We start from the raw sequence: 26,792 nt of genomic DNA, 5'->3' as shown, positions 1-26,792 counted from the left end.
GCGGGTGGGCAGGTGGGCGCGGGTGGGGAGGCGTGTGCCGGGGTGGGTTGCCGACGTCGCGCTGGGGTTGCTGATGGGTGCCGGCGTGCTGGGCCGGGGGCTGGACGAGGCGTGGGGCCCGGTCGTGCCTGTCGCGGCGCTGCTTGCCGCCGTCGGCGTGGGGTTGTGGCGTCGGTTGCCGGGTGCCGCGCTGGCGCTGGCGTGCGGCGCCGGCGTGCTGGTGACGGCGCTCCGGATGGCGGAGCCGGGGCTGGTCGCGGTGGGGCTCACCGGCTACCGGGTCGGCGTCGTGAGCGGGCGGCGGACCGTGCTGCGGTCCGGCGTGGCGGCGGTTGTGGGGCTGTCGGCGGGGTCGGGGCGGTTTTCACGGCGGCCGTGGCGTAGGCGCGGATGAGGCGGCCTGCGACAGTGGGGCTGAGGGCGCCGTCACCGGCGGCGATCTCCTTCTAGGCGGCGCTTTTGAGGAGGAAGGCGGCGAGCAGGTGGGGATCTACGGGCACGCGGCGATCCTCAGTGCCTGACGCCCGGCCGGGTAATCGAATGTCCGGCCCGGGCGGGCCGGGGGCGGTGGATGGGACCGGGTGTGCTGGTCAGGGGGGTGCCGGTGCCGCCGGCGCGCACGGCGACGATCTCGGCGGCTATGGAGAGGGCCGTCTCCTCGGGGGTGGTACCGCCCAGGTCGAGGCCGATCGGAGAGCGGAGACGGTCGAGTTCGGCGTCGGTGAGACCGGCCTGGCGGAGCCGGGTCATCCGGTCCCGGTGTGTGCGGCGGGAGCCCATGGCGCCGATGTAGGCGGCCGGCCGTCGCAGCGCCCGGGTGAGGAGCGGGACGTCGAACTTCGGGTCGTGGGTGAGGATGCACAGCACGGTGCGGGCGTCCGTCCGGATGGTGTCGAGGTGGCGGTGCGGCCAGTCGACGACGAGTTCGTCGGTTTCGGGGAACCGCGCCCGGGTGGCGAAGACGGGCCGGGCGTCGCAGACGGTGAGGTGGTAGCCCAGGAACTTCCCGGCCTGTACGAGCGCGGCGGCGACGTCGACGGCGCCGAAGACGATCATGCGGGGCGGTGGAGCGGAGCATTCAACGAGGAGGGTCAGCGGCTCGCCGCATCGGGCGGGGGCGGCGTCGATCTCCACGGTGCCGGTGCGGCCCATGTCCAGCATGTCCTTCGCCCCGGCCGCGGCGGCGGCGTCCAGTTCGGCGTTCCGGTCGTACGTTCCCTCGTATGTGCCGTCCGGGCGTACCAGAAGTGCGCGGCCCAGCAGTTTCTCCGGCCCGCGGGCGATCCGTGCGAGCGCCGCCGGCTGCCCGCGATCGGCGGCGGTCAGGGCGGTGGCGAGCACGGCCCGGTCGGGGGTGTCGGAGCGTACCGGCGTGACGAGGACGTCGATGACGCCACCGCACGTCAGGCCGATGGCGAACGCGTCGTCGTCGGCGTAGCCGAAGCGCTCGACGCAGGGGCGGCCGGTCCCGAGCGCCTGTCGGCACAGCTCGTAGACGGCGCCCTCGACGCAGCCGCCGGAGACGCTGCCGATCGCGGCGCCGCCGGCGTCCACGGCCAGCGCCGCACCCGGCGGGCGGGGGGCGCTGCCGCGGACGCGGATGACGGAGGCGACGGCGAAGTCGCGGCCCTGGGCAAGCCAGCCGGACAGCTCAGCGGAGATATCGAGCATGGTCTGTGCGTCGTCCCTCCCGGTCAACCGATCAGCTTGTCGGGGGAGATGGGCAGGTCGCGGATGCGTGTGCCGGTTGCGTGGAAGACGGCGTTGGCGATGGCCGCGGCCGAGCCGATGGTGCCGATCTCGCCGACGCCGCGGCTGCCCAGAGGGCTGATGACGGGATCGGGGTGGTCGAGGAAGCGCACGTCGATCTCGGGGACGTCGGCGTTGACCGGCACCAGGTACTCGGCGAAGTTGGCGTTGGCGATCCGGCCGGTGGCCGGCTCCACGTCGGCGCCCTCCAGCAGCGCCTGGCCCAGGCCGAACGTGACGCTGCCGACGATCTGGTTGCGCGCCGCCGCGGTGTTGAGGATCGTGCCGGCGTCCACCACGGTCGTGATCCGTGCGACGCGCGTCTCGCCGGTGAAGCGGTTGACCCGGACTTCGGCGAAGTGCGCGACGAAGGTGTTGAGGGCGTACTGCGCGAACTCCGCGCCGGGGCCGCTGGACTTCTCGGCGCCGATCGTGTCGGTGCGCGTCATGCTCAGCAGCCGGTCCCAGCCGATGCTGCGCCCGTTGGCGGTCAGCGCGCCGTTGTGGTAGCGCACGACCTCGGGGCCGAGGCCGCGAAACGGTGAGCGCCGGTGCGTGATCGCGTGCTCGATCAGGGCGGTGATGGCCGCCTCGCTCGCGTCCTGGACCGCGGGCGCGACGCTGGCGGTGCCCGCGGAGCCGGCGGCCAGGCCCCACCCTTGCGGCGACCGCGACCGCACGGCGTTGTCCCCCACGACGGCCTCGACGCGCGCGACCGGGATGCCCAGGCTGTCTGAGGCCATCATGGCCACGACGGTGGTCATACCGGTGCCGGGGTCGGATGTGGCGGCCTCGACGGCGATCGTGCCGTCACGCCGGAAGGCCACGTGCGCCGAGATCGGGTAGCGGATCGCGCCGAAGACGCCGACCGCCATCCCCATGCCGGTGCGCCACTCGCCGTCCACGAGCGTGCCCGGCGTGCGCGGTCGGCGCGACCAGCCGAAGCTTCCGGCGCCGACGGTCATGCACTCGTCGAGGTGCTTGCTGGAGTAGGGCAGCCCGGTGATCGGATGGGAGTCGGCGTTGTTTGCGCGCCGCAGCTCGACCGGGTCGATGCCAAGTTCGTACGCCAGCTCGTCCATCGCGCACTCCAGCGCGAACGAGCTGGGTTCCTCGCCGGGCGCGCGCATGATCGTCCCCGGTGGGACGTCGAGGGTGACGGTGCGGTTGGCCGTGTAGATGTTGGGCGAGGCATAGACGTGCTGGGAGTAGCGGGCGAAGCCCCCGCCGGCCTTGCTGGTGGTCGGCTTTGCCGTCACGCAGTCGTGCTTGATGGCGCGCAGCGTGCCGTCGCGTGCGGCGCCGAGGTCGAGCGTCTGATGGGTCGCCAGCCGGTGGCCGGTCACGGTGTAGAGCTGCTCGCGGGTGAGCGTCACCTTGACCGGGCGTCCGGTCTGCCGTGCGGCGGCTGCCGCCAGCACGGTCGGCGCCCAGGTGGCCACCTTGCCGCCGAAGCCGCCGCCCACGTACGGGCTGATCACGTGTACGCGCTCGACGTCGATGTCCATCGCGTAGGCGATCTCCGCGGCGTGCATCAGCGGGCCCTGGTTGCCGCTGTGGACCGTGAGCGTGCCGTCGCGGTCCCAGGCCGCGACGGCGGCGTGCGGCTCCATCGGGTTGTGGTGCTCGGGCCGCTGGCTGAAGGTGGCGCTGACGGTGACTTCACTCGCCGCCAGGGCCTGGTCGATCGACTCGTACCCGGGCTGCAGGTGCGCCTCGACCGCCGGCACGGGCGGCAGCCCCTGGGCCGGCGGCTCCGGCGGCGGTGTGACGGCGCCGGGGAGGCCGTCGGCGAACGAGGTGCGCGCCTGCTCGACGTCGTACGAGGTCTCGACGAGCGCCGCCGCGTCGCGTGCCTGCTCGAAGGTCTCGGCGACCACCATGCCGATGACCTGCCCGTGGTGGCGGACCCCGCGGTCGCCGGGCTGCAACGGGAAGTAGTTCGGCCCCGTGGTGTTCAGCGGTCCTTCCAGCCACGGACCCGCGTAGGGCAGGGGGTTGAAGGGTGTGTAGACCGCGACCACGCCGGGGGCCTCGCGGGCGGCGTCGACGAGCATCGCACGCACCGTGCCCTTCGCGACGGTGCTGAGCACGAGGTGGCCGTACGCGAGGCCGCGCGGGCGGTGGTCGGCGGCGTAGCGCGCGGTGCCGGTCACCTTGGCGCGGCCGTCCACGCGCTCGACCGCGGTGCCTATGGGTGAGGTGGCCATGATCAACCTCCCAGGCTGAGCAGAGCACGGACGAGGGTGCGGCGCAGCAGCGCCGGCTTGAACCTGTTGTGCGCCAGCGTGCGGGCGCCATCGGCGGCACCGGCGACGGCGGTCTCGATCGCGTCCCGCCGCAACGGCGTGCCCAGCAGGGCCTGTTCCACGCCGGGCAGCCGCCAGGGCCTGGTACCGACGCCGCCGGCCGCGACCCGGGCCTCGCGGATCGTGCCGTCGCGCAGGTCGACCGCGACCGCCGCAGAGGTGAGCGCGAACTCGTAGGCGGCACGGTCGCGGACCTTCACGTACGTCGACCGCCGTGCCCAGTGCAGCAGGGGGACCGTCACGCCGGTGACGAGTTCACCCGGCTGCAGCCGGTTCTCCCGGTGCGGCGTGCTGCCCGGCAGCCGGTAGAAGTCCTCAAGCCGGACGCGGCGTTCGCCGTCGCTGCCGCGCAGGTGGACCGAAGTGTCCAGCGCGACCAGGGCCACGGCGAGGTCGCTGGGGTGGGTGGCGGCGCAGTCGTCGCTGGTGCCGAGGACGGCGTGCGAGCGGTTGGCGCCCTCGATCGCCGGGCAGCCGCTGCCGGGTTCGCGCTTGTTGCACGGCGTTCCGGTGTCCCGGAAGTAGCCGCACCGGGTGCGCTGCAGCAGGTTGCCGCCGATGGTCGCCATGTTCCGCAGTTGGGGCGAGGCGCTCTGCAGCAGGGCCTCGGCGACCAGCGGGAAGAGGGAGACCACCGCCTCGTGCGTGGCGGCCTCGCTCATCCGCGCGCCCGCGCCGATGAACAGGCCCTCCCTGCCGAGTGAGATACGGCCCAGCGGCAGCCGGCGGGTGTCCAGGACCAGCCGGGGCGTCATGACCTCCAGCTTCATGAGGTCGACCAGCGTGGTGCCGCCGGCGAGGTAGGCGGAGCCGTCGTCGGCGGAGGCCGCCGAGATTGCCTCCTCGACGCTGTCCGGGGTGGCGTAGGCGAACGGCCGCATCAGGCGGCACCGCCCTTGACCGCCTCGACGATGCTCGGATAGGCCGCGCAACGGCAGATGTTGCCGGACATGAACTCGCGGATCTCGCCGTCCGAGCGGGCGTGCCCCTCGTCGACGAGCGCGACCGCCGACATGATCTGCCCCGGCGTGCAGTACCCGCACTGCAGCGCGTCGCGGTCGAGGAACGACTGCTGCATGGGATGCAGCCGGTCGCCGTCCGCGAGGCCCTCGATCGTGGTGACCGGCCGCTCGTGCACGCTCGCCGCCAGGGTGAGGCACGACAGCACCCGGCTGCCGTCGACGTGTACCGTGCAGGCCCCGCACTGGCCGCGGTCGCAGCCCTTCTTCGTGCCGGTGAGCGCGAGCCGGTCCCGCAGCGTGTCCAGCAGCGTCGAGCGCGGGTCGAGCCGCAGGGCGTCGGCGTGCCCGTTCACCTGTAGCGTCACGTCCACCTGCTCCTGGCCGGCGGCCGTCGCGAGGCCCGTGGATTCCTGCGACGCCATGGCGCCCGCACCGGCCGCGACCACGGCCGTGGACACCGCGGCGGAGCGGGCCAGGAAACCGCGCCGGGGCAGTCCACTGCGGGACCTCGGCGGTTCTGCCGGTTCTGCCGGTTCTGCCGGGTTCGTCGAGTCTGCGGGGCTGTTGGTCGAAGGAGGCATCGGTATTCCCTCGGGTGGAGTCATTCCTGTTCAAAGATGAGACAGACTGTCTCGTTGATGAGACATATCTGTCAAGCTGCTGGTCGGCTATGTACGATGGCGCCGATGGTCAGAAGCCCCGCCCTCCGCGATCACGTCGCCGCCGGCATCCTTGAGGTTGCGAGCGGCGTCCTCGCCGAGCGCGGCGAGGCGGCGAGCATGACTGACATCGCCAAGGCGGCAGGCGTCGCGCGGGCGACGCTCTACCGCTACTTCCCCAACCGGGAGGCCCTGCTCGAAGCGCTGCGGGAGGCCGCCCTTGAGGAACTGTCCACGCGTATCGCCGATGCCAGGCCCGACTCCGTACCCCTGGAGGACGCCGTCGCCAGGCTGACCCGGGCGGTGATGGCGCTGGTCGGGAAGTACCGGGCGCTCGCGCTGTTCGACAACATCCCGCAGCGGAAGGGGGGACCGGCGGCACCCATGATGGAGGAGGTGCAGGCGTTGCTGGAGCGCGCCGAGCGGGAAGGCGCCCTGCGCACCGACCTGCCCACCGCGCACCTGCTGATCGTCTACGCGTCTCTGCTGAGGGGCATCTCGGGGCATGTCGTCCACGGACGCCTCGGCGTCGAGGAGGCGAGCACCGCGATCACCCGGGTCTTCCTCGGCGGCGTGCTCGCGACGTGAGCCGGACCCCCTGCCCCCCGGGTCAGGCGCTGATGCCGCGTTCGGTGAAGACCTCGCGGACCACGCCGATGGCGCCCTGCGCCCGGGGGAATCCCGTGTAGGGGACGGTCTGGATGACGGTCTCGATCACCTGCCGGGGTGAGAGGCCCACGTTGAGCGCGGCGTTCACGTGCACCCGCTGCTGCGGCGCGGTGTCGCCGAAGGCGATCAGGCCGCCCAGCGTGACGAGCTGGCGTTGGGGCAGATCCAGGCCGGGCCGGGAGTACACGTCGCCGAAGGTGAACTCGACGATGTACCGGCCGAGATCCGGCGCCACGTCCTTCAGCGACTCGATGACCTCGAGACCGTGGGAGCCGTCGACCGTGCGCAGCATCTCCACCCCCCGCCCGTAGCGGTCCCCGCCCGCGGGCACCTCGATCGGATCGATGTGCTCGTGCCGCTCTTCGAAGACGGCGCGGGCGGCGGTCAGCGCGTTGAGGGTGCGGGTGAAGCCGGTGAAGGGAACCAGGTGGATCAGTGCTTCGATGATCTGCTCCGGGACGAGGCCGGAGTGGAGTGCGGCGCCGATGTGGAAGCGGAGCTGCGCGGCGGTGTCCCCGGCGGCGGTGAGGGCGCCGACGGTGACGAGCTGCCGCTGCCGTTCGTCCAGACCCGGCCTGGCGTGCACGTCCCCGTAGGCGAACTCGACGACGAAGCGCCCCAGATCGGGTGCGACGTCGTCCAGCGCCGTGACGGTGTCGAGGGCGTCGGGGCCGGCGATCCGCCGCATGCGCGCCACGCCGCGCGCATACCGCCGGGAACTCCCGTCGTGCGCCGCGGCCCGGCCGGCGGCCGGCAGCGAGGCGGCCATCGCGCCGGCTGTGCCGGCGGCGCCGTAGCGCAGCAGGGCGCGGCGGCGGGTGGGCTTATCCTGCGGGGTCGTCATCCTTCTCCTCCAGTAGCCGTTCGTAGTGGGTGATCTTGTCGCTGATGGCGGCGAGGCTGCGCATCACCGCCGCGTGCTCGTCGCGGACGCGGCGCTCGTGGGTGCGCAGCAGCTCCAGCCGGTCGCGTACGGTGGCGTCCCCGCCGCGGCGCAGCCGGGTGAAGCGCAGCATCTCCTGGATAGGCATCGCGGTCGTACGCAGCCGCAGCAGGAAGGCCAGCCAGGCGAGGTCCGACTGCCGGTAGCGGCGGTGCCCGTCCGGGGCACGTTCGACGCGGTCGATGAGCCCGATGCGCTCGTAGTAGCGGAGCGTGGTGGGGCTCAGCCCGGTGAACGCGGACGTCTCGGCGATGGTCAGGGGATCGGCGGCGGTCGGGGTGGCAGGGGGTGTGGTCATGCGGGGGACGGTAGGGGTTGGAGCGCGCTTCAAGGCAACGGGCCCCGGCGTCATCCGGGCACCCGGTAGACGGCGGAGTCGCCCCAGGTCGCGGTGTGCAGCTCGCCCGCCGCGTCGACGCCGAGGGCGACGGGCGAGTCGAGGCCGCCCAGGACGGGCCGGGTCGAGCCGTCGGGCCGTACGCGGGTGACCTCACCACCCGCGCGGTCGGCAACGTACAACTCGCCGTCCTCGGTGACGACGATGCCCACGCCCGGGCCCTCGACGTCGTCCGAGAGGGTCTCGGGCCGTCCGCCCGGCCGGATGCGTGCGATGCCGCCGTCGTAGTTGGCCACGTACACGGTGCCGTCCGGATGCGCGGCCACCCCTACGGGGGTGCGCAGCCCGCGGGCCAGTGTGCTGAGCGCCCCGTCCGGGCCGACCCGGACGATCTCGTCGCTCGCCCGGTTGGCGACCAGCAGGCCGCCCTGCCGGTCGAAGCCGATGCCGGTGGGGGTGTGGAAGCCGTCGGCGAACTCCTCGAACTCACCTGCCCCGGTGGCCTGGTAGATCACGTCCGCGCCGTAGTCCGCGACGTACAGCACGCCGCCGTCCCCCATCGCCAGCCCCGCGGGAGAGTCCAGGCCGTCGAGGTACGTCGAGCGGGCGCCGTCCTCGCCGATGCGCTCCACGGTGCCCGCGGACCAGTTGGAGACGTACATGGCGCCGTCCGGGCCGAAGGCCAGCCCGGTCGGGGACGAGAAGCCCGTGTGCAGAGGGCCGGCCCTCGTCTCGAGCGCGCTGCTCGCGGAGGGCTGCGGCCTGACCGCCGCCGGGTCGCCTCCGTCGGCGCAGCCCGTGACGAACGCCGTGACCAGAGCGCCCACGACGAGCCGTGACCGGGTACAACGCATGACCACCTCACTTGGGCGGCTGGGGAGTTCCGACACGGGAAACGTACGAGTTGCAGCGCGCTGCAACGCAAGGGCAACCGGCCGGAAGGTGCCGAGACGCCATGTCGCGGATTGGCCTTCCGGTATAACGTGACCCGGAGAACGGCCGTTCTCGCCACGTGACCGGTGGCAGCAAGGGTGCGGGAGGACTGACGGGGATGACCGACATACGGTTGCTCGGCTCGGTGGAACTGCAGGGTGCGGGCGCGCGGCCGTACGCGGTCGGGCCGCCGCAGCAGCAGTGCGTGCTGGCTGTCCTGGCGATGTCGCCGGGGCGGGCGGTGGCGTTGGAGACGCTGATCAGGAACGCGTGGCGCGACGAGCCGGCCGAAGACGGGCGGGATGTGCTGTACGGCTACATCTCGCGGCTGCGGCGGGTGCTGCAGCGGGTAGGCGAGCAGAGTCCGGACACCCCCGTGATACGCCGGGAAGGCGGCGGGTACGTACTCGACGCCGCCCCCGAGCGGGTGGATCTGCACCGAGCCCGCCACCTGGCCGGCCGGGCCCGGGAGGTGCAGGCCGGTGATCCGGCGAGGGCGGCGGAGCTGCTGGCCGAGGCGACCACGCTGTGGCGCGGCACCCCACTGGCCGGGCTGCGGGGGCGGTGGGCGGAGCACGTGCGGGCGGGCCTGCAGCGCGAGTTGGTCACCCTGCTGACCGAGCGCTACGACATCGAGCTACGGCTCGGTCGCCATGCGCAGGCAGTGGCGATGCTCTCGGCGGAGGTCGTGGAGCATCCGCTGGCGGAGCCGCTGACGGAGAAGCTGATGCTGGCGCTGTACCGGGCCGGCCGGCAGGCCGACGCGCTGCATGCGTACGCCCGGATCCGGGAGCTGCTCGTCGAGGAGATCGGCGAGGAGCCGGGACCTCCGCTGCGCCGGCTGCAGGAGCGGATCCTGCGTCGGGACCAGGGCCTGCACCTGCCCCCGGACCCCCGCGGGCGACCGGGTACTGGGCAGCAGCCCGGCGGCAAGCAGGGTGGTGAACCGAGTGGTGAATCCTCGGATCGCGTGGCTCCGCCGGCTGCGGCCCTGCCGGCGGTGTGCCCGGCCCAGCTCCCGCCCGACGTCGCCGGGTTCACCGGGCGGGACGCATATGTGGACCGCTTGGACCGGATGTTGCCGGGGGCCGCGGGGCGGTCCGGGGGAGTGTCGATCTGCGCCGTGGTCGGTACCGCCGGGGTGGGTAAGACATCGCTGGTGGTGCACTGGGCGCACCGGGCCGCCGGCCGCTTCCCTGACGGTCAGCTATACGCCAACCTGCGCGGTTTCGCGGCTGCGGACCGTCCGACCGACCCGGCCGACGTGCTGCGCGGCTTCCTGCAGGCGCTGGGGGTTCCCGACGACCGGATTCCGGAGGGCACGGATACGCGTACCGGGCTGTTTCGCAGCCTGCTGGCCGGCCGCCGGGTTCTGGTGGTGCTGGACAACGCCCGTGACGACGACCAGGTGATGCCGCTGCTACCGGGGGCTTCCCGCTGTACCACTGTGATCACCAGCCGCCGTCAGCTGCCTGGCCTCGTCGCGGCCACGGGCGCGGATCAGATCCTCCTTGAGCCGTTCAGCAACGGGGAGGCGCGGCGGATGCTCGTCGGGCGGCTCGGGGAAGACCGTGTGGACGGCCGGCGGGAGGAGGTGACGGAGATCGTCAGGACCTGCGTGCGGCTGCCGCTGGCGCTCGCGCTTGTCGCCGCCCACAGCGCCGCCGGCCCGCACCTGGCCCTGGACAGGCTGGCAGGGCGGGATCCGGATGCGGGCGGACGCGATCTCGTTGCCGACATGCACACCGTGTTCTCCTGGTCGTACCGCGTCCTCAGCCCGGCCGCCGCCCGGCTGTTCCGCCTGCTCGGACTGCACCCCGGGCCCGAGTTCAGCAGCGGCGCGGCGGCCAGTCTGGCCGGTCTCGACCGGCCGCGGGCCAGGACTCTGTTGTCCGAGCTCACCCGGACCAGCCTGCTCACCGAGCCTGAATCGGGCCGGTTCACCGTCCATGACCTGCTGCGCGACTATGCCGCCGAGCTGGTCCGCGAGCACGACACTGAAGCACGCCGGCATGCTGCCGTGCACCGGGTCCTGGACTACTACCTGCACTCCGCCCACGCGGCCTGCCGGTCGATGTGGGCGCACCGCGACCGGCTCAAGGATCCCGGCACGGCATCGCCCGACGTCACACCCGAGGAGCACAACGGCTCCATGCACCCCATCGACTGGTTCGCCACCGAGCGGCGCAGGCTCACCGAGGCCGTACACCTCGCCGTACGTGAGGGATTCGACGGGCACGCCGTCCGCCTGGGCCTTCGGCTCGCCGACTACCTCGACCGCGACGGGCGCTGGATCGAGCAGAGCAGGCTGCAGGACACGATGGTCGCCGCCGCCCGGAGGGCGGCCGAGGACACCGAGGTGGCCGCCGTTCTCTGTGTCGACGCCAGGTCCGGATTCCGGCTGGGCCGGTTCGAGCAGGCTCGCGAGTCGCTGAGCAGCGCCCATGAGCTGTTCCATCGGGCCGGCGACCGTCTCGGCCAGGCGGATGTCCTCCACTTCCAGGCCACCTTGCACGAGGCTCAGGGCGACCTGCGCGAGGCGTTGCGCCATTCCCGTCAGGCGCTGGCCCTCTATCAGACACTCGGAGACCGGCGCGGCGCGGGCCGGGAACTGAACGCCATCGGCTGGATCTACGGTCTGCTCGACAAGCCGGAGCTGTCTCTGGACTACTGCCGCAAGGCGCTCACGGTGCAGGAGAGCGTGGGCGACCGCTTCAGCATGGGCGTCACCTGGGACAGCCTGGGCCGCGCCCACCAGCGCCTGGGCGATCCGCAGGAGGCGATGGCCTGCTTCCGGCGGGCGCTTCGGCTCCTGGAGTCCCCCGACGCGGCCGACCGCCTGAACGCCGCCATGGCACACACGGCCCTCGGCGACGCCCAGCAGAGGACCGGAGCCACCGCCGCGGCTCGCGCGTCGTGGGGGCGGGCACTGCGCATCTTCGAAGACCTCCGTCACCCCGCGGCGGCAGAACCCCGGGCCCGTCTGCAGAGCGCCTGACCCTCCGGCCCCAGCAGCCGGCGCCGGGGGCCTTTGCCGCCCGTTGCCGTGGGCGTCACCGCCGCGAGCCCGGAGAGGGAGACTTCCAAGCGGCGAAGTCCCTTACCAGCCCCGCTGGAACGAGATCACCACACCTGGTGCCGCATGAATGGAACCGCAAAGACCACGAGTTACAGCCGCCGTTTCAGATTCCACGAAGGTTCTCTGCAGGTCGTGCCGTTACAGTTCAACGGCCGATCGGCATCCGCAGAAAAGGGACCTCTGCTTCACGCAAGGCATGAGGCCTGCCGGGGGTGCCTACGGGACGAGGTCAAGGACGGATTTGACCACGCGCGTCGCATCTGCAGGCGCGCGCCTGCCGACCGGCCCGTCACATCGCCATCGCGAATCACAAGGACACACGTATGCAAACAAAGACACGGCTGGTGGGCGCCGCCATCACGGCGGCCGTTGTGCTGCCCCTCGCGGCGTCGACCGCCTTCGGCGAACCGGAGTCGAAAGGGGCGCAGACGGGGACCGCACGGGACTGCTCCGCTGAGCTTCCGGACGATCCCACGGAGGCGACCAGCCAGCTCCTGACGCTCATCCAGAAGCTGGAGGACCAGGGCCGCACGCAGGCCGAGATCGACAAGAAGCTGGCCGCGGACAACTGCGTGGAGCGGGTGGGCGGGGGCGATGAGGTCGGTACCCTCTCCAACCCGGATGAGGAGATCAAGCTTTCCAGGCCGGAGATCTACTCGGTCGTCGGGAAAAACCTCTATGTGGCCCGCGGCTCCTGGAAGTGGATCGAGGTCCCCGGCAAGGTCAAGGGATACGACGCATTCGGCCTCAGCTTCAGCAAGAAGGTCTCTCCTGTGGCCCACGTCCTCAGCTACGACGGCAAGCACTTCAAGAAGAAGACGACCAGGCAGGCGGAGACGGCCAACTCCTACGGAGCAGGGTTCATCTTCAACGAGGGCCCGAGGTACGCGGGTCTCGACGATATGCAGGGCCGGACAGGAACCATGGGCATCAGCTTCAAGGCCGCAAAGAAGGGGTGCTCGAACCACCAGGTGTTCTCGAAGTACGGCCACACCTGGAACGACAGCAGCGTGAGCGGCATATCCATCGGCACCACATCGATCGGCTTCACCTTTACGGACACCGCCAACAAGTGGCAGCAGTCCGGCAGCCCCAGCAGCGAAGTGAAGGTATGCCGGAGGTAGCAGCGGCATAGCGACGGCGGTCGGCGCCCCCGGGAGGGGCACCAACCGACGGGCAGCTTCACCTGCCTGGGCAGCGGCGAGATCACCACGCTCAAGGGTGCGGATCCCCGGGGATATCGTGGACCGGCGGCCTTCCCGGCGACGACTACCGCGCCATCGGCAGCCCGAACGGGGACGGCTGTTACCTGAAGGTGGTCGACAAGGGTGCGGTCAAGTACACCCCGGTATTCGACTCGAAGGCGGCCAAGTGGCACTCCCGGTAGTCAGCAACCCACTGTGATGTCCGTGTGGCACCGGGATCCCCGGTGCCACACGGACCCGCACCCCGTTGCGCGGGAGCTGACCGCGCGAGACCGCCGGACACCGACCACCGTGGCTCTCCGGTCACGACCGCCCAGATCGCCAACCCGCAGTCGACCAACCTCGTTGTCCAAGGGCACCGGACTCTGTTGCTCATCTCGTGGCGATACTGCGGGTCCCTCGGCCAGGGCGTCCAGCGCGACCTGCGATGGGCTGTCGGCGGGGGCGGTGTAGGTGACCAACTGCTGGTCGGCGGCCCTCGGCAGCAGCATGCCGACGTGGCGGCTGTCTCTGGGATTCTGACGCTGACCCCCCGACCTGTTCAGCCCCAGAGGGTGGAGATGAGGGCTGAGGTGATCCGGTCGTCGGCCTGCTGGATGAACCTGCCGGTGTGCAGGAGCAGTCCGTGGACGAAGCGGTCGCCGAGTTCGTCGCGGAGCCAGGCGAGGTGGTGTACGGCCTTGCGCCCGGGGTTTGCGGAGACTTTGATCTCGATGGCGATGACGCGGTGTCCGGACAGTTCGATGAGGGCGTCGGCCTCGCGGCGTCCCCGGTCCTGGCGCAGGTGGTCCCGACGCGGTTCGACGGTGGCGGCGTCACGAGTGATCAGTTGCTGGACGTAGGAGTCGAACCATCGTCGGCGACCCCGGTCGGAGAGCCGGAGCGCAGGTTCGGGGAAGCTGCCGTGCAGCGCCAGGTCGACGTATTCGCGGATGTCCGGGACCTCCTCCGGGAGCCGTACCCCGGACGGCCCGTCCGCCACAAGGCGGTCCACGAAGGGCGCGCGGGTGGTCTTGCCGCGTTGTTCGCGTACGGTCAGCCCGGTCATGGGGACGTGGATGACCCGGCCGGTGCCCGGCCAGGTGTGGGCGTCCAAGTCGGCGCGGACCGATCCGGTCAGGAGGTACCGGCCGGGCCTGGGGTCGCTGTCGACGGCGCGCTTGACAGCGCCGAGCACCTCGGGGGCTTCCCACCATTCGTCCAGGAGGACCGGTTCGGCCAGCCCACGCAGGGCGGCATCGGGGTCGGTACGGAAGACCTCGGCGACGCCGGGCTGATCGAGCTGGACAGTGGAGGCAGCATGCTGCCGGGCAGTGGTGGTCTTGCCTGACGTCCGAGGACCGACGAGTGATACCGCGGGCACTTCAGCGATCAGCTCGGTGACGAGCGGATCGACCAGGCGAGGCTGGTTGCTTGCGGAGATGCGGACGGCGTCCTGGTGCTGGGTCAGGTGCAGGTCGGTGGTGTCGCCCGCAAGGAGCCGGGCGGCGCGCGCGGTGGCGTCGGCCATGAGGCGTTCCAGGTCCGCGGCGGCCAGACCGGTGCCGGGTGGCGGGGCGACGGGCAGTGCTGTGGTGTGGGCGGCGTTCCCATGGCGAGCGGCGCGGCCGGCGTACGGACCAGATCATCGGCGACCGCGTGCGCGTGGTCGGTGTCGATCTGACCGAGGACGGACACGTGGTCGCACGCTGCGCCCGGGGGCCGGTCCGACAGGACGTCGGAATTCTGGACCTGCCGCTGCCGGAACCCGTCCCCGAGGGCTGGCAATGGATCGAGGCACTCCGCCACTGGGCCCGCTGAACTGACCCCTCGCGCAACCGCCCGGCTGAGCCCCTGCTCGAACGGACCGTCGCGCCGACTGCCGCTGACCGGACCGTGCAAGGAACAGACAGCACGTGGCGCGCATACTGCAGTATGCTTGCGCTATGGCTGACACCACGCGCATCACGGTGACACTCCCCACCGAGCAGGTGGCGGAGCTGAAGAAGATCACGGACAACATCTCCGGCTACGTGGCCGAAGCGGTCGCCAGACAGATCCGGCACCAGCTCCTGGGGGCCGACCTGCGCAGCCACACAGACGAGCACGGGGCCTTCAGTGAGGAAGAGCTGGCCGAGGCGCAGGCGCGGATCTTCGGTACCACGTCGGCCGCCGGCGGCGCGAGCGCCGCGTGAGCGGGCACATTGAGACCGTCGTCCTGGACAGCGAAGGGTTGTCGGCCTGGGTAGCGCAGGACCGGACGGTTCTGGCGATGTTCCAGGTGTTCCACGGCATGGGAGCGGACCTTGTCGTCAGCGCCAACACCATCGTGGAGGTGAGCCACGCCAGGGTGAACCTGCCCCGACTGCAATGGGCGCTCTCCCGGGTCAAGGTGGAGCCGGTCACGGAGGCAGCGGCCAAGGCGGCGGCCCACCTGCTCAAGGGCGCCGGCCTGCACGGACACAAGTACGCGATCGACGCCACCGTCGCGGAAGTATCCCTGCGCCAGCCCGGCCCGGTCGCCATCCTCACGTCGGATGTCGATGACATGACCCGGCTGTGCGGCAGCAAGGTCCGGATGATCGGGCTGTGACCGCGGCATCGTCCCGGGTCATGGACAGATCCGCGCAGATCCGCTGAGACCAGAGTCGCCGCAGGCCAACCTGTGATGGATGATCGTGTGGGTCCTGGCGGCCGGCAGCCGTCGTGACGTATCCCGGCGGAGGGTGTGGCTCCCCGCAGTCCGCGCCGATCGCTCCGTAGGACTTCTGACCGGTGACGATGTTGGTGCCGTTGAGCAGGGCAGCGGCCCGGTTGCGGTACCGCTCCCGGATCTCCGGGCCGGTGCGGAGCTCGTCCCGGTGCTGCCCGCCCGCCCAGCGCACGTACGGGTCCATGCTGCTGAACTCGCGTCAGGAGGCTGGCGATGAGATCAGGTGGCCGGGACCTTCGGCAAGACGGTCGCCGCCCTGCCCGACCGCGTGGAGGCCGGATCGCCGCGGTCCAGCCGTGGGGGTGAGGTGGTAGGTGGTATCGGCTGTGGTGGTGAAGGCGAGGAGATTGGTTTCGCCCTGTCGTACGGCCACCGGCTGGCCTTGGGTCGTGATTGTCAGCGGTGCGCCGGTGCGCACGTGGACGGTGCGGGGGTACCGGGCGTGCAGCGTTGCCTGGGTGATCCGGCCGTCCTCCCAGGTGATGTCGATGGTGTCGCCGCCGCGGGCGCGCAGGCCGGTGACCTGGCCGTTGGGTAGTTCAGGGGGGAGGGCGGGCAGGAGCTGGATCTCGCCGGTGTGGGATTGCAGCAGCCATTCGGAGATGCCGGCGGTGGCGCCGAAGTTGCCGTCGATCTGGAAGGGCGGGTGCAGGCAGAAGAGGTTGGGGGCAGTGCGGTCGGGGGTGAGCTGGTCGCGTAGCAGGTCGTAGGAGCGGGCGCCGTCCGCCAGCCGCGCCCAGAAGTTGATCTTCCACGCCAGAGACCAGCCGGTGCCGTCGTCGCCACGCTGTTCCAGCGTGACGCGGGCCGCCTGGGCCAGCTCGGGGGTGCCGTCCGGGGTGATCTGGTTGCCGGGGTGCAGACCGTAGAGGTGGGAGACGTGCCGATGGGTCTGCTCGGGGGCGATGGCGTCCCAGTCCGCCTGCCATTCCTGGATCTGTCCCTGGGCGCCGGTCTTCGTGGGCGGCAGGCGGTCGGACAGCGCCAGCACCTGTTCGCGGAAGTCCGCGTCCGTCTCCAGCAGCGCGGCGGCATCGGCGACCGCCCCGAACAGATCCCGGACGATCTGTATGTCCATGGTCGGCCCGGCGCAGACCGAGACACCGGGGTGGTGGGAGTTCTCCGGGGAGTTCGACGGGCACGTCACCAGGTAGCCGGTGCCCGGGTCCGTCACCAAAGTGTCGACGAAGAACTGTGCCGCGCCCTTCAGGGCCGGGTAACGGGCGCTCAGCGCCTCCAGGTCGCCGGTGAATCGGTAGTGCTCCCAGATGTGCAGTGCCAGCCAGGCGCCGCCGGTCTGCCACATGCCCCACAGCGCGCCGTCGACCGGCGCGGTGCCTCGCCAGCCGTCGGTGTTGTGGTGGCACACCCAGCCGTCGGCCCCGTACTGGAGGCTGGCGGTCCGCGCGCCGGTGACCGACAAGTCCTGCACCATCTCAAGCACGGGCTCCATCGTCTCGATGAGGTTGGCAGGGCCGGCGGGCCAGTAGTTCATCTCGGTGTTGATGTTGACGGTGTACTTCGAGTCCCAGGACGGGCTGAGCTGGTCGTTCCAGATTCCCTGGAGGTTGGCCGGCTGCGTGCCCGGGCGGGAGGAGGAGATCAGCAGGTAGCGGCCGAACTGGAAGAAGAGGGCCACCAGTTGTGGGTCGGAGCCGTCGGCGAAGCCGGCCACGCGCTGGTCGGTGGGCTGTTCGGCCGCGGAGGTGGTGCCCACGTCCAGGGCGGTCCGGTTGAAGTACTGCTGGTAGTCCTCCACATGCCGGGAGCGCAACTGCTCGAAGTCGAGGTCGCCCGCCGCCAGCAGGGGGTCGAGCGCGCGGGCGTCCTGGTTGCCGTTGACGTCGTTGTAGCTGGTGTAGTTGCCGCCGATCGATACCAACAGGGTCACCGCGTCGGCGTCGGCGACGGTCAGTGTTCCGTTCTGACTGGTCACCGAGCCGCCGGTGGTACGGACCGTGGCCAGTGCGCGGAAGCGCACCCGGCTCTGAACCCCTTCCCAGCTCTCCGTCGACCCGTCGAGACCGATCGTCAGCGGGTCCGGCGAATGCGTGGCGGAGGTCTGCGGGCTGTCGAACGCCGCGGAGAACGAGATCCGCCCACCGGTATCGGACGTGAGCCTCATCACGATCACCTGATCGGCGCCGCTGGCGAAGGTCTCCCGGGTGTAGGTGACGCCATCGCGCGTGAAGCGGGTCAGGGCGACCGCGGTCGTCAGATCCAGCTCACGGTAGTAGTCGCCGGCCGGTCCCCCCGAGGGGAAGGTCAGCACCAGGTTGCCGACCGTCTGGTACGGAAGCTCGCCGAGGGGCCTGCCCATGAAACTGCTGTCGATCAGCGACTGCGCGCCGGACCAGTCGCCCGCGAACACCCGGCGCCTGATCTCCGCCAGATTCGACAGACCCTGAGGGTTGGCCGGGTCGTACGGCCCGCCGGCCCAGATCGTGTCCTCGTTGAGCTGCAACCGCTCGGTTTCCACACCGCCGAAGACCATGGCGCCCAGCCGGCCGTTGCCGATCGGCAGTGCCTGCAGCCATTCGGCCGCCGGCCTGGGATACCACAGGCGCAGCTGGTGGTCCTGAACGGTCCGGCCGGTCGCCGCCGAGGCGGCGGAGGATTCGGCGGTGTGCCCGCCTGCGTGTGCGGGCACCGCTGTGCCCGTCGCCGTACCGGCGACCACGCCGGCGGCCGAGAGGGCCAGGAAGTGTCTGCGATCCGTGTGGGGGGACATGCGTGACTCCTCTGTCGGAGGCTGGGCGGCACCGGGGAGTGGTCCGGTCCTTAAGGCTCAGGCCGCGTTCCAGTAGACGGTGTAGTTCTCGTGGTTGTCGTAGAAGGGGATGAGGGTGACGGCTGTGCCGTTGGCGGTGGCGGTGAAGGTCAGCGGGGTATCGGTCGGGGTGATGGAGCCCGTGGTCAGGGTGGGGAGCCGGCCCCCGAGGTCGTCGCCGCCGTACGCGCCGGAGAGCACGACCGGCCCGTAGACGACCGCCTGGACCCGCTGGTCGTCGGGCGCGGGAAGCAGCCGGACGCTCATGGGGAGCCGGATCGTCACCGTGTCGTCCGGGGCCCAGGTGCGCTGGAGGACGGCGTAGGTGCCCGGCTCGGCGGCGACATCCTGGGGCTCTCCGTTGACTCTGATCGTGGCGCCGCTGGTCCAGCCGGGGATGCGGATGCGCAGCGCCCACTGCCCGCCGGTGCCGGTGATGCGCAGGGTGGTGGTGTCGGAGGCCGGGAAGTCGGTGGTCTGCTCGACGGTCACGTCGCGCTCGGACCAGGTGAGGGTGGAGGGGATGAACAGGTTGACGTACAGGCCGGCGTCGTCCTGGAAGTAGATGGAATCCATGAGCTGGGTGTGCATCTCCAGGCCGGTGCCCTGGCAGCACCAGAAGCTGTTGTAGTCGGTGCTCCAGGTGCCGCCGCCCCACGCCGGTCCGACGCCGCGTCGGCCCCCCGGGTTCAGCGGGGTGAAGTAGGTGATGTGGCCGTGGCTGTCGTTCGGGTTCTGCTGGCCGAGCATCTGGTTGAGCTGGGCGTTCTCGTAGTAGTCGGCGTACGCGACGCGCTCCGGGTCGAGGGTGAACAGCTCCCGGGTCAGCTTGAGCATGTTGTAGGTGTTGCAGCTCTCGCAGGTATCCCTGGCGAGGTATTGCGCGATCGCGTAGGGAGCCCGGAAGTGCTCCGCCTGGCTGTTGCCGCCGATGACGTAGGTGTGGGCGTCGGTGACGATGTCCCAGAAGTTGCGGGCGATGTCGCGGTAGCGCTGGGTGCCGCTCGCCTGGTATTCGCGGGCGCAGCCGGCCATCTTCGGCACCTGCGTGTTGGCGTGCAGCCCGGCGAGCCGGTCCTGGCCCGCCGCCAGGGGGTCGATCACCGCGGCGTGGTCGAAGCGCTGCGCCACCGTCAGCCACCGGGTGTCCCCCGTCTGCAGGGACAGGTCGGCCAGCACCGCGTTCATGCCGCCGAACTCGGTCCGCAAGACGGCCTGCATCTGGTCGTAGGACAGCCGGCCGGTGCGCCAGTCCACCCAGCCGGCCAGCGCCAGGAGTACGTCACGGGCCGCGGCGCTGTCCATGATGCGCCACACGTCCAGCAGCCCGGCCAGGGTCTTGTGGACGGCGTAGTACGGCACGTTGCCGTTGGACAGGTTCCCCGCCTCCAGCGCGCTGAACTCGGACTCGGGGAAGCCGGACAGGTAGCCGCTGCTGAACCCGGCGGCGCCGTTGTTGGCCTGGCACCTGGCCAGCTCCGCCACCATGCGGTCGGCCTTGTCCCTGCAGGTGCTGTCTCCCGTCACTGCGTACGCCTGCGCCCATGCCGTGAGGAAGTGCCCCTGCATGTGGGTGCGGAACGGGAACGTCGGCGCGTCCCAGCCGCCGTTGGCGGCGGCGCCGTTGGTGGACAGCCGGTGGTTGGCCCGGAAGTTGTAGAGGAGCCGTTCCACGTCGACGAAGCGGAGGTACTCCAGCGTGCGGTCCATGTTGTCCCGCCAGCGGCTCGCCGTCAGACGTACCCGGCCGGGGTCGAACGGGCGCGCCACCACGCCCGCCTGGTCCAGGGCGCCGGCCGCGGCGGCGCGGGCCGCCGGGGCACCGGCGGCGGCCAGCGCGGCGGCTCCGGCGGCGGAGAGCAGAACCTGTCTGCGGTTGAGGTGAGGAGACATGCGTAAGGTGTCCTTTCCTGTGCGGGGGGATGGGCCGGGCGCTACGGCGTTGCCAGTTCGAAGCGTGCGACAGTCACCGCGCCGCCGAGGGAACGGGTGGCGTGGTGGAAGAGGGCGAAGCGGTAGCCCATGAAGAACCGCCAGTCGTTGCCCATGGCGAAGTCGGGACCCAGGGGCGTGAAGCCGGTGCCGTCCGTGCTGTAGGAGAAGCGTCCCGGCCGGCTCGATCCGGGACGGATGTCGGCGGTGGCGCGCAGCCAGATCCGGCCGCCGGTGAGGTCGGCGGCGGCCCGCTCGGTGCCGGTGCCGGTGGTGTTCCAGTTGCTGTCCATCGTCAGCCCGTCCACCATCACCACCCTGCTGGCGCCGCCCTCGCGCTTGACGCCGATCCAGGCGGAGGAGTCACGCAGCAGCGCGAGTCCGGCGCGGTCGCCGTCGGTCATCGCGGTGACGTCGAGTTCGATCGTGGCGGTGGAGCTGGGGCCCTGGATGCGGTGGGTCAGGGTGTTGCGGGCCTGGTAGAGGTCGCCGGTGACGGTGGCGGTCTGCAGCGTCAGCCCGTCGTCCACCGCGTACTTGGTGGTGTCCGGGTTGTGGTTCCACTCCCACTTCGGGGTGAGGGCCGTCCCCTCGAAGGTGTCGACGCCGGTGAGCGGCTCCACCTCGCGGGGCGTGAGCGGGTACGGGTACGACTCCCCCCAGGCGCCGCCGACCAGCCGCAGTTCGGGCCAGCCGTCCGTGGTCCACGTGACCGGGGCCAGGGCGGGGACGCGGCCGCCGGGGTAGGCGTCGATGAAGGCCAGGTAGTACCAGTCGCCGTTCGGGGTGTCCACGAGACCGCCCTGGTGCGGCACCCCGCCCCCGGGGATCGGCCCCGGCAGGTCGAGCAGGAGCCGGCGCAGCTCGTACGGGCCGAAGGGGGAGGAGGACTTCAGGATGTACTGGCCGTTGGCCGGGCGGGTCAGGAAGATGTAGTAGCTCCCGTTGATCTTGTAGAAGCGGGCGCCCTCCAGGGTGCCGATGTCCGGCGGCGTGCTGAACACCTGCTGCGTACGGACCTGGCCCCTCATGTCGGCGGACAACTGGGCCACGCTGATCTGGGTGTTGCCGTACGCGATGTACGGTGTGCCGTCGTCGTCGAAGAGCAGCCCGGCGTCGTAGTAGGTGGTGGGAATCGAGGCGTGCCTGCTCCACGGGCCCTCGACCGACGTGGCGGTGTAGACGTACGACTGGCCGAAGTCGATCTGGCCCACCCAGTAGAACCTGCTCTCGCCCGAGCGGTAGCCCAGGGAGGACGCCCAGATGCCGCGGACGTAGCCGCGACCGCCGTTCAGGTCGTACTTCGACCCGAAGTCCAGCACCGGCACCGAGTGGCCGGCGAACTCCCAGTTGACCAGGTCGTAGGAACGGAGGATCGGTGCGCCCGGCGAGTAGTGCATCGTCGAGGCGGAGTAGTAGAACGTGTCGCCGACGCGGATGACGTCGATGTCCGCGAAGTCCTGCCAGATCACCGGGTTGGTGAACTCCTCCTGGAGGGGGCCCGCGCTGGATCGGGCCGACGCGGTGACCGGCACCGCGGCCCCCGCGACCAGGCCCGTGGCGGTCGCCAGCAGGGTGCGTCGGCTGGGGGCGGAACGGAAAGTGGGCATACGAGATCGCACTCCTTATTCGTGTGCTCGCGGCATCAGGCGAGGACGGACTCCCAGACGGTGCCGGGAGCGGTGGCATCGGCCGGGAGACGGTCGCGGACTGCGGTGTCGCCGTACAGGCGACAGCGCATCCCGTCCACGTAGGTGGTGTTTGCACCGATCTCGGCGGCCGGATTGCCCATGTCCACGCAGGCGAAGGGAACGGCGCCGGCGACGCGGCCGTCCGGCGCCGGGGACCGGAGAGCCGCCCGGAGTGCCGGTGACGGGATAGAAGATCGGGTGACCAGCCGCCGGTTGCCGCGGCCCCAGGGGAACTCGCGCACGCCTACGGCGAACGGCTCTGCAGGCGCGTCCGTCGGCGGGGTGGCGGCACGTGCCCGTCCGGGCCCGGGCGGGGACATGCCGGTCGTCCCGGCTGCGCTTACTGCCAGTAAGGAGCCCAGCAAGGTGCGCCGTCGTAGGGACATATCGAATGCTCCTTTGTGGGGGGTCGCACGGGGGCGCCGCTCAGAGGGCCGACAACGGCCGCAAGCGGCAGCGAGTGACGTGAGCATGACATTCTCGGATCGGCTGCGCCGGAGAGCCCGTCCAGGCGGCATCCGGCAGGGCCTTACGGCCATCAGGGGTGTGCTCGATATTTCGAACACTGGTCGAATGTTCAAACAACTGTGATGATAGGCAGCCGCCGGGCGGCGTCAAGGCCCTCCGATGTATTTCTTGTCAGTGTGCTAACCGGCAGTGCTGCGTCGCCCTGCCGTTATGGCTCTGAACAGGGAATTCGTGATTCTCCTGCTGGGTGTCTTCTTTTGAGCGCTCAGGGGTTGCATCTATGTTCGAGTCATCGATCCGATCATTGAAGATGCGCCGCCATGAAGCAGCGGTCGCAAGCGCTGGCCCAGCCGGTGGTAACGGCCTCTCAGCGGGTTCGGCCTCGCTGTGACGGTTCGCCGCCGACACCTTCGTCGTCGAGGACGCGTTGGGCGACGGCGAAGGCGGTGTTTGCGGCGGGGACCCCGCAGTAGATCGCGGACTGCAGGAGGACCTCGCCGATCTCTTCGGGGGTGAGGCCGTTGGTGAGTGCTGCCCGGATGTGGAGGGCGAGTTCGTCGTGGTGGCCGTGGGCGACGAGGGCGGTGAGGGTGATGCAGCTGCGGGTGCGCCGGTCCAGGCCGGGGCGGGTCCAGATCTCACCCCAGGCGTAGCGGGTGATGAGGTCCTGGAAGTCCGCTGTGAAGGGGGTGGTGCGGGTGCGGGCCCCGTCGACGTGGGCATCGCCGAGTACCGCGCGCCGCACGGCCGTTCCGGCCTCGTGTCGGTCGGTCCCCAGGTGGGCCAGGAGCGCCGCGGTGACCGGGGCGGGGGCGTCGAATCCGGCGAGGTGGGCGGCGTCGGGGATCTCGGTGAGGCCGGCGTGCGGGATGCCGTCGGCCAGTTCACGGGCGTGGGCGGGTGAGGTGACCGGGTCCCGGCGGCCTGCCACGACAAGCGTGTGGGTGCTGACGCGGGGCAGGTCGGCGCGCAGGTCGTAGGTGGCGAGAGCGTCGCAGCAGGCGGCGTACGCGTCCGGGTCCGTGCCGGCGAGGTCGGCCAGGAGGGCCTTGCCCGCGAGGGTGTGCGCCGTGGCGGGGGCGGCGAACCAGCGCTGCGGGGCGGTGGCGAGGAGGGGGTGGGTGCCTCGGTCGCGTACCAGTGCGGCCCGCTCCCTCCAGGCGGCGGGTTCACCGAAACGGGCGGAGGAGCACACCAGCCCGAGCGACATCAGGCGCTGGGGGTGGTGGACGGCGAGGTGGGCGCCGATGGCACCGCCCAGGGAGACGCCCGCGTAGTGGAACTTCTGCCATCCGTGGTGGTCGGCGAGGTCGAGGACGAAGCGGGCCAGGCCGTCGACGGTACTGGCGGTGGGAGGACGGTCCTCCGGTCGGGCAGGTCGTGATCCGCCGTGCCCGGGGAGGTCGTAGCGAAGAACGCGGTAGTGCCGGGCGAGGACGGTGAGCTGCGGCTCCCACAGGGCCAGTGAGGTGCCCAGTGACGGGCCGAGGATCAGCGGCGGCGCATGGCGGGACCCGTCGAGGCGGTGGTGGAGCAGAGGGCGTGCGGGGGTCACGGTGCGTTCTCCTGCCGGACGGCGGGAGGGCTCGCGGGCTCGGCGGCGAGCACCCGGTCGATGAGGGGGGAGACGCAGCCCAGGTAGCCGGCCGGGTCGGTGAGTTCGCGGAGGCGGCCGTCGGGGAGCGCGCTGAGTTCCGGGGTCTGCCGGAGGGCCTGGTGTGGGGTGATGTTCTCGGCTGCTGCGCGGCGGAGTGCGTCGCTGAGGAGTTCTCCGGCCTTCGTGCGACCGGTCAGCCGGCTCAGTGCGATGTCGATCCGCTCCGAGACGATCCGCCCTTCGGTGAGGGAGAGGTTGTGGGCCATGCGGTGGGGCAGCACGCGCAGTCCGCCGACGAGGTCCGCCGTGTCGCGGACGGCCCCGCCGGTCAGCCGCAGCGCCTCGCGCAGTGTCTGCCACTCGGCGTGCCAGGCGCCGGCGGGGCGTTCGTCCTCTGCCGTGAGGGAGCCGAGCAGGGTCGTCGCCAGAGCGGGGAGCTGGCGGGCGGCTGCGGCGACGAGCGTGGCCCGGACCGGGTTGGACTTGTGCGGCATCGTGGAGCTGCCTCCACCGTTGCCCTCGGCCAGTTCTCCGATCTCGGTGCGCGAAAGTACCAGGACATCTGCGGCGATCTTGCCGAGGGCGCAGGCGGCGAAGGCCAGCGCGGAGCCGAGGTCGGCGACGGGGGTGCGCAGGGTGTGCCAGGGCAGCAGTGGCTCGGCGAGCCCGGTCTCCCGTGCGTACGCGGTGAGAAGCCGCGGGCCGATGCCGGGTTCCGCGTCACCGGCGTCCGCGTGGAAGGCCGCCAGAGTGCCCGCCGCGCCGCCGAGTTGCGCGGGGAGTCCGGTCCGGACCGCGGCGAGCCGGTGATGGGCGTCGAGGACCAGCACACGCCAGCCGGCTGCCTTGAAGCCGAAGGTGATGGGTACAGCGTGCTGGGTGAGGGTGCGGCCGGCCATAGGGCTGTCGCGGTGTTCCACGCAGAGCCGTCCGAGGTTCCGGGCCGTGCGTTCGAGGTCGGCCAGCATGACGCCCACCGTGCGGCTGGCGACGAGCATGGTGGCGGTGTCGAGTATGTCCTGGCTGGTCGCACCCCGGTGGACGTAGGGCCTGACGTCCTCGGGCACGGCCGCGGTGAGGTCGGCGACCAGCGGGATGACGGGGTTGCCGCCGGAGCGGGCGCGCAGCGCGATGCCGCGTACGTCGTACGAGGACGCGTCGGCGTGCGCGGTGACGGCCGCTGCGGCGGCCCGGGTCGCGAGCCCCACAGCAACCTGCGCACGGGTGAGCGCGGCCTCGGCGTCGAGCATGGCCTGGAGGAAGGCGTGGTCGCCGGTGGCTGTCTCGGCGGCCGACCCGGCGCGTACCGGGGAGAGGAGCCCGAGGTCGGCGCCGGGGTGGGGCTCAGACGGCTGCGATGTCGGCCGGTTCATCCGCTGACGCTCCCCGGAGCGTGCGGTTCGTACGGGAAGTCCAGGAAGACGGTTTCGCCGTCGCCCTGGAGACGTATGTCGAAGCGGTACACCGCGTGCCGTTCGCGGCGGGCCAGGAGCGTGGCCCGCCGATCGGCTGTCAGCGCGGCCAGCGACGGGTCGCGGGCAAGGCCGTCGGCGTGCTCGGGCAGGTAGGCGCGGGTGTAGAGGTGGTGGAGCAGTCCGCGGGCGAAGACGGCGACGGCGAGGTAGGGGACCGTGCCTTCGCGGTGTGCACCCGGTGGGAGGGTACGGACCATCCAGTGCCCGTCGGCGTCGGTCGGTACCCGGCCGAACCCGGTGAACTCCGCGCCGTTGCGGCCTGCGCCCCGTCCGGTGACGGGGTCGCGGCGCATGGAGCCGGCGGCTCCGGACAGCGAACCCTGCTGGTCAGCCTGCCAGATCTCGACGATCGCGTCGGGGACGGGCTGTCCCGCGCCGTCGTAGACATTGCCGCGGAGCGTGATCGTGTCCGGGTGCCCCGCCGGGGCCATCTCGCCGCCGCCCGGGAAGGGCAGGGCGTAGCCGTAGAAGGGGCCGACGGTCTGGGAAGGAGTGGGGGGCATGGCTGTCATCGGGCCTCCTCTTCACCGGGCCGGGGGCCGGGCTCGAACAGGGTGGCGGCCGGGCCGTCCAGGACGATGTCCCAGCGGTAGCCCAGCGATCGCTCGGGGACGGACAGCTCATGGTCATAGGCGGCGACGAGCCGCTCGCGGGCGGCGGGATCGGTGACGGAGCACAGCACCGGGTCGTAGGGGAACAGGGGGTCGCCGGGGAAGTACATCTGTGTCACCAGCCGCTGGGTGAAGGCAGTGCCGAAGAGCGAGAAGTGGAGGTGCGCGGGGCGCCAGGCGTTCACGTGATTGCGCCAGGGGTAGGCGCCGGGTCTGATCGTGGTGAACACGTACGTTCCGTCCTCGCCGGTCAGGCAGCGGCCGAGGCCGGTGAAGTTCGGGTCCAGTGGGGCGGGGTGCTGGTCGAGTTGGTGGGCGTAGCGCCCGGAGGCGTTGGCCTGCCACAGCTCGACGAGCTGGCGGCGCACGGGCCGGCCCGCGCGGTCCAGGACCCGGCCGCTGACGGTGATGCGCTCGCCGAGCGGTTCACCCCGGTGCTGCCGGGTCAGGTCGCAGTCGAGGGTGGTCACGTCGGTGGAGCCGAAGACAGGGCCGGTCAGCTCGACCGCCTCCGGGTCGCGGACGGGGAACAACGGCTGCTTGGGGTGGCGGAAGCGGGTGCTGCGGTAAGGCGGGTAGTCACGTGGCGGATGGTGCGCCGGGGCGGCTGCCTCATGTGCCCGGACCTGGATCTCGGCGGCGACGGCGTCGATTTCCCGCTGGGAGAGCCCGTCGGGCAACGGGTGGGTGGTCATGGGGCGGCTCCATGGG

The 26,792-nt window shown here is 71.4% G+C and carries 21 protein-coding genes and 1 pseudogene; 6 read left to right on the top strand and 16 right to left on the bottom strand.

What is annotated here, in order from left to right:
* Nucleotides 1-394, top strand: a pseudogene (locus B124_RS25060) (histidine kinase); the annotation flags it as partial.
* Nucleotides 395-510: 116 nt separating this feature from the next.
* On the opposite strand, the gene B124_RS25055 reads toward B124_RS25060, so the two are convergent.
* From B124_RS25055 to B124_RS25040, 4 genes are read right to left on the bottom strand one after another with little or no spacing between them, the layout of a single operon-like run.
* Nucleotides 511-1,671: an XdhC family protein gene (locus B124_RS25055; protein WP_496505209.1), complete on the bottom strand. Its 1,161-nt coding sequence runs from the start codon at nucleotides 1,669-1,671 to the stop codon at nucleotides 511-513.
* A gap of 23 nt (nucleotides 1,672-1,694) precedes the next feature.
* Complete coding sequence (locus B124_RS25050; protein ID WP_496505205.1) at nucleotides 1,695-3,959, bottom strand: xanthine dehydrogenase family protein molybdopterin-binding subunit; 2,265 nt, start codon at nucleotides 3,957-3,959, stop codon at nucleotides 1,695-1,697.
* A gap of 2 nt (nucleotides 3,960-3,961) precedes the next feature.
* Nucleotides 3,962-4,939, bottom strand: a complete 978-nt coding sequence (locus B124_RS25045) for an FAD binding domain-containing protein (protein WP_496505204.1) — start codon at nucleotides 4,937-4,939, stop codon at nucleotides 3,962-3,964.
* Nucleotides 4,939-5,601: a (2Fe-2S)-binding protein gene (locus B124_RS25040; RefSeq protein ID WP_496505203.1), complete on the bottom strand. Its 663-nt coding sequence runs from the start codon at nucleotides 5,599-5,601 to the stop codon at nucleotides 4,939-4,941. The genes B124_RS25045 and B124_RS25040 overlap by 1 nt, the downstream gene beginning before the upstream one ends.
* A 105-nt stretch (nucleotides 5,602-5,706) precedes the next feature.
* Between B124_RS25040 and B124_RS25035 the strand changes: the two genes are divergently transcribed.
* Nucleotides 5,707-6,267, top strand: coding sequence for a TetR/AcrR family transcriptional regulator (locus B124_RS25035; RefSeq protein ID WP_496505202.1), 561 nt, complete (start codon nucleotides 5,707-5,709; stop codon nucleotides 6,265-6,267).
* Nucleotides 6,268-6,289: 22 nt separating this feature from the next.
* Here B124_RS25035 and B124_RS25030 read toward each other — a convergent pair whose 3' ends face one another.
* From B124_RS25030 to B124_RS25020, 3 genes are read right to left on the bottom strand one after another with little or no spacing between them, the layout of a single operon-like run.
* A complete protein-coding gene (locus tag B124_RS25030) occupies nucleotides 6,290-7,192 on the bottom strand; it encodes a carboxymuconolactone decarboxylase family protein (RefSeq protein ID WP_496505201.1) in 903 nt (300 codons plus the stop codon).
* A complete protein-coding gene (locus B124_RS25025) occupies nucleotides 7,173-7,589 on the bottom strand; it encodes a MerR family transcriptional regulator (RefSeq protein WP_496505200.1) in 417 nt (138 codons plus the stop codon). Before B124_RS25025 ends, B124_RS25030 begins: the two co-directional genes overlap by 20 nt.
* Nucleotides 7,590-7,639: 50 nt before the next feature.
* Nucleotides 7,640-8,482 carry a Vgb family protein gene (locus tag B124_RS25020; RefSeq protein ID WP_496505199.1) on the bottom strand — a complete coding sequence of 281 codons (843 nt, stop codon included), beginning with the start codon at nucleotides 8,480-8,482 and terminating at the stop codon, nucleotides 7,640-7,642.
* A gap of 197 nt (nucleotides 8,483-8,679) precedes the next feature.
* On the opposite strand from B124_RS25020, the gene B124_RS25015 reads away from it, so the two are divergent.
* Both B124_RS25015 and B124_RS25010 read left to right on the top strand, forming a co-directional pair.
* Complete coding sequence (locus B124_RS25015; protein WP_496505198.1) at nucleotides 8,680-11,559, top strand: AfsR/SARP family transcriptional regulator; 2,880 nt, start codon at nucleotides 8,680-8,682, stop codon at nucleotides 11,557-11,559.
* A gap of 404 nt (nucleotides 11,560-11,963) precedes the next feature.
* On the top strand, nucleotides 11,964-12,764 hold the full coding sequence (locus B124_RS25010) for a pre-mRNA-splicing factor CWC21 (RefSeq protein ID WP_496505197.1): 801 nt from the start codon (nucleotides 11,964-11,966) through the stop codon (nucleotides 12,762-12,764).
* A 622-nt stretch (nucleotides 12,765-13,386) separates the two neighbouring features.
* Here the strand turns inward: B124_RS25010 and B124_RS25005 are convergent.
* Complete coding sequence (locus B124_RS25005; protein ID WP_496505196.1) at nucleotides 13,387-14,355, bottom strand: ATP-binding protein; 969 nt, start codon at nucleotides 14,353-14,355, stop codon at nucleotides 13,387-13,389.
* Nucleotides 14,356-14,770: 415 nt separating this feature from the next.
* Here B124_RS25005 and B124_RS25000 point away from each other — a divergent pair, with 415 nt between their 5' ends.
* Together B124_RS25000 and B124_RS24995 are read left to right on the top strand one after the other, a co-directional pair.
* Nucleotides 14,771-15,019, top strand: a complete 249-nt coding sequence (locus tag B124_RS25000; RefSeq protein ID WP_496505195.1) for a hypothetical protein — start codon at nucleotides 14,771-14,773, stop codon at nucleotides 15,017-15,019.
* On the top strand, nucleotides 15,016-15,417 hold the full coding sequence (locus tag B124_RS24995) for a DNA-binding protein (protein WP_496505194.1): 402 nt from the start codon (nucleotides 15,016-15,018) through the stop codon (nucleotides 15,415-15,417). The genes B124_RS25000 and B124_RS24995 overlap by 4 nt, the downstream gene beginning before the upstream one ends.
* Nucleotides 15,418-15,736: 319 nt before the next feature.
* On the opposite strand, the gene B124_RS24990 is transcribed toward B124_RS24995, so the two are convergent.
* From B124_RS24990 to pcaH, 8 genes are all read right to left on the bottom strand, one after another.
* Complete coding sequence (locus B124_RS24990) at nucleotides 15,737-18,268, bottom strand: glycoside hydrolase family 95 protein (RefSeq protein WP_496505193.1); 2,532 nt, start codon at nucleotides 18,266-18,268, stop codon at nucleotides 15,737-15,739.
* A 57-nt stretch (nucleotides 18,269-18,325) separates the two neighbouring features.
* Nucleotides 18,326-20,200 (bottom strand): glycoside hydrolase family 127 protein, encoded by a 1,875-nt coding sequence (locus B124_RS24985; RefSeq protein ID WP_496505192.1) that lies wholly within the window; start codon nucleotides 20,198-20,200, stop codon nucleotides 18,326-18,328.
* Between the two features lie 41 nt (nucleotides 20,201-20,241).
* On the bottom strand, nucleotides 20,242-21,849 hold the full coding sequence (locus B124_RS24980; protein ID WP_496505191.1) for a glycoside hydrolase family 43 protein: 1,608 nt from the start codon (nucleotides 21,847-21,849) through the stop codon (nucleotides 20,242-20,244).
* Nucleotides 21,850-21,884: 35 nt separating this feature from the next.
* On the bottom strand, nucleotides 21,885-22,172 hold the full coding sequence (locus B124_RS24975) for a hypothetical protein (protein ID WP_496505190.1): 288 nt from the start codon (nucleotides 22,170-22,172) through the stop codon (nucleotides 21,885-21,887).
* Nucleotides 22,173-22,765: 593 nt separating this feature from the next.
* A complete protein-coding gene (gene pcaDC, locus B124_RS24970; protein WP_496505189.1) occupies nucleotides 22,766-23,953 on the bottom strand; it encodes a bifunctional 3-oxoadipate enol-lactonase/4-carboxymuconolactone decarboxylase PcaDC in 1,188 nt (395 codons plus the stop codon).
* Complete coding sequence (gene pcaB, locus B124_RS24965) at nucleotides 23,950-25,368, bottom strand: 3-carboxy-cis,cis-muconate cycloisomerase (RefSeq protein ID WP_496505188.1); 1,419 nt, start codon at nucleotides 25,366-25,368, stop codon at nucleotides 23,950-23,952. The genes pcaDC and pcaB overlap by 4 nt, the downstream gene beginning before the upstream one ends.
* Nucleotides 25,365-25,982: a protocatechuate 3,4-dioxygenase subunit alpha gene (gene pcaG, locus B124_RS24960; protein ID WP_496505187.1), complete on the bottom strand. Its 618-nt coding sequence runs from the start codon at nucleotides 25,980-25,982 to the stop codon at nucleotides 25,365-25,367. The genes pcaB and pcaG overlap by 4 nt, the downstream gene beginning before the upstream one ends.
* Nucleotides 25,979-26,776 (bottom strand): protocatechuate 3,4-dioxygenase subunit beta, encoded by a 798-nt coding sequence (gene pcaH, locus B124_RS24955; protein ID WP_496505186.1) that lies wholly within the window; start codon nucleotides 26,774-26,776, stop codon nucleotides 25,979-25,981. The genes pcaG and pcaH overlap by 4 nt, the downstream gene beginning before the upstream one ends.
* Between the last annotated feature and the right edge of the window lie 16 nt (nucleotides 26,777-26,792).

This window comes from Streptomyces sp. CNP082, from assembly GCF_059570535.1.
Note: the sequence above shows the minus strand (reverse complement) of the source record. Positions and strands in the feature narration are given on the sequence as shown.

What these genes read in the sequence shown, in the direction of transcription:
- B124_RS25025 (WP_496505200.1), bottom strand. Translation starts at nt 7,589, where the DNA reads ATGACCACACCCCCTGCCACCCCGACCGCCGCCGATCCCCTGACCATC.
- B124_RS25055 (WP_496505209.1), bottom strand. Translation starts at nt 1,671, where the DNA reads ATGCTCGATATCTCCGCTGAGCTGTCCGGCTGGCTTGCCCAGGGCCGC.
- B124_RS25050 (WP_496505205.1), bottom strand. Translation starts at nt 3,959, where the DNA reads ATGGCCACCTCACCCATAGGCACCGCGGTCGAGCGCGTGGACGGCCGC.
- B124_RS24980 (WP_496505191.1), bottom strand. Translation starts at nt 21,849, where the DNA reads ATGCCCACTTTCCGTTCCGCCCCCAGCCGACGCACCCTGCTGGCGACC.
- B124_RS25015 (WP_496505198.1), top strand. Translation starts at nt 8,680, where the DNA reads ATGACCGACATACGGTTGCTCGGCTCGGTGGAACTGCAGGGTGCGGGC.
- B124_RS25010 (WP_496505197.1), top strand. Translation starts at nt 11,964, where the DNA reads ATGCAAACAAAGACACGGCTGGTGGGCGCCGCCATCACGGCGGCCGTT.
- B124_RS25030 (WP_496505201.1), bottom strand. Translation starts at nt 7,192, where the DNA reads ATGACGACCCCGCAGGATAAGCCCACCCGCCGCCGCGCCCTGCTGCGC.
- B124_RS25045 (WP_496505204.1), bottom strand. Translation starts at nt 4,939, where the DNA reads ATGCGGCCGTTCGCCTACGCCACCCCGGACAGCGTCGAGGAGGCAATC.
- B124_RS24985 (WP_496505192.1), bottom strand. Translation starts at nt 20,200, where the DNA reads ATGTCTCCTCACCTCAACCGCAGACAGGTTCTGCTCTCCGCCGCCGGA.
- B124_RS25040 (WP_496505203.1), bottom strand. Translation starts at nt 5,601, where the DNA reads ATGCCTCCTTCGACCAACAGCCCCGCAGACTCGACGAACCCGGCAGAA.
- pcaB (WP_496505188.1), bottom strand. Translation starts at nt 25,368, where the DNA reads ATGAACCGGCCGACATCGCAGCCGTCTGAGCCCCACCCCGGCGCCGAC.
- B124_RS25020 (WP_496505199.1), bottom strand. Translation starts at nt 8,482, where the DNA reads ATGCGTTGTACCCGGTCACGGCTCGTCGTGGGCGCTCTGGTCACGGCG.
- pcaH (WP_496505186.1), bottom strand. Translation starts at nt 26,776, where the DNA reads ATGACCACCCACCCGTTGCCCGACGGGCTCTCCCAGCGGGAAATCGAC.
- B124_RS25000 (WP_496505195.1), top strand. Translation starts at nt 14,771, where the DNA reads ATGGCTGACACCACGCGCATCACGGTGACACTCCCCACCGAGCAGGTG.
- pcaG (WP_496505187.1), bottom strand. Translation starts at nt 25,982, where the DNA reads ATGACAGCCATGCCCCCCACTCCTTCCCAGACCGTCGGCCCCTTCTAC.
- B124_RS24990 (WP_496505193.1), bottom strand. Translation starts at nt 18,268, where the DNA reads ATGTCCCCCCACACGGATCGCAGACACTTCCTGGCCCTCTCGGCCGCC.
- B124_RS25035 (WP_496505202.1), top strand. Translation starts at nt 5,707, where the DNA reads ATGGTCAGAAGCCCCGCCCTCCGCGATCACGTCGCCGCCGGCATCCTT.
- B124_RS25005 (WP_496505196.1), bottom strand. Translation starts at nt 14,355, where the DNA reads ATGGCCGACGCCACCGCGCGCGCCGCCCGGCTCCTTGCGGGCGACACC.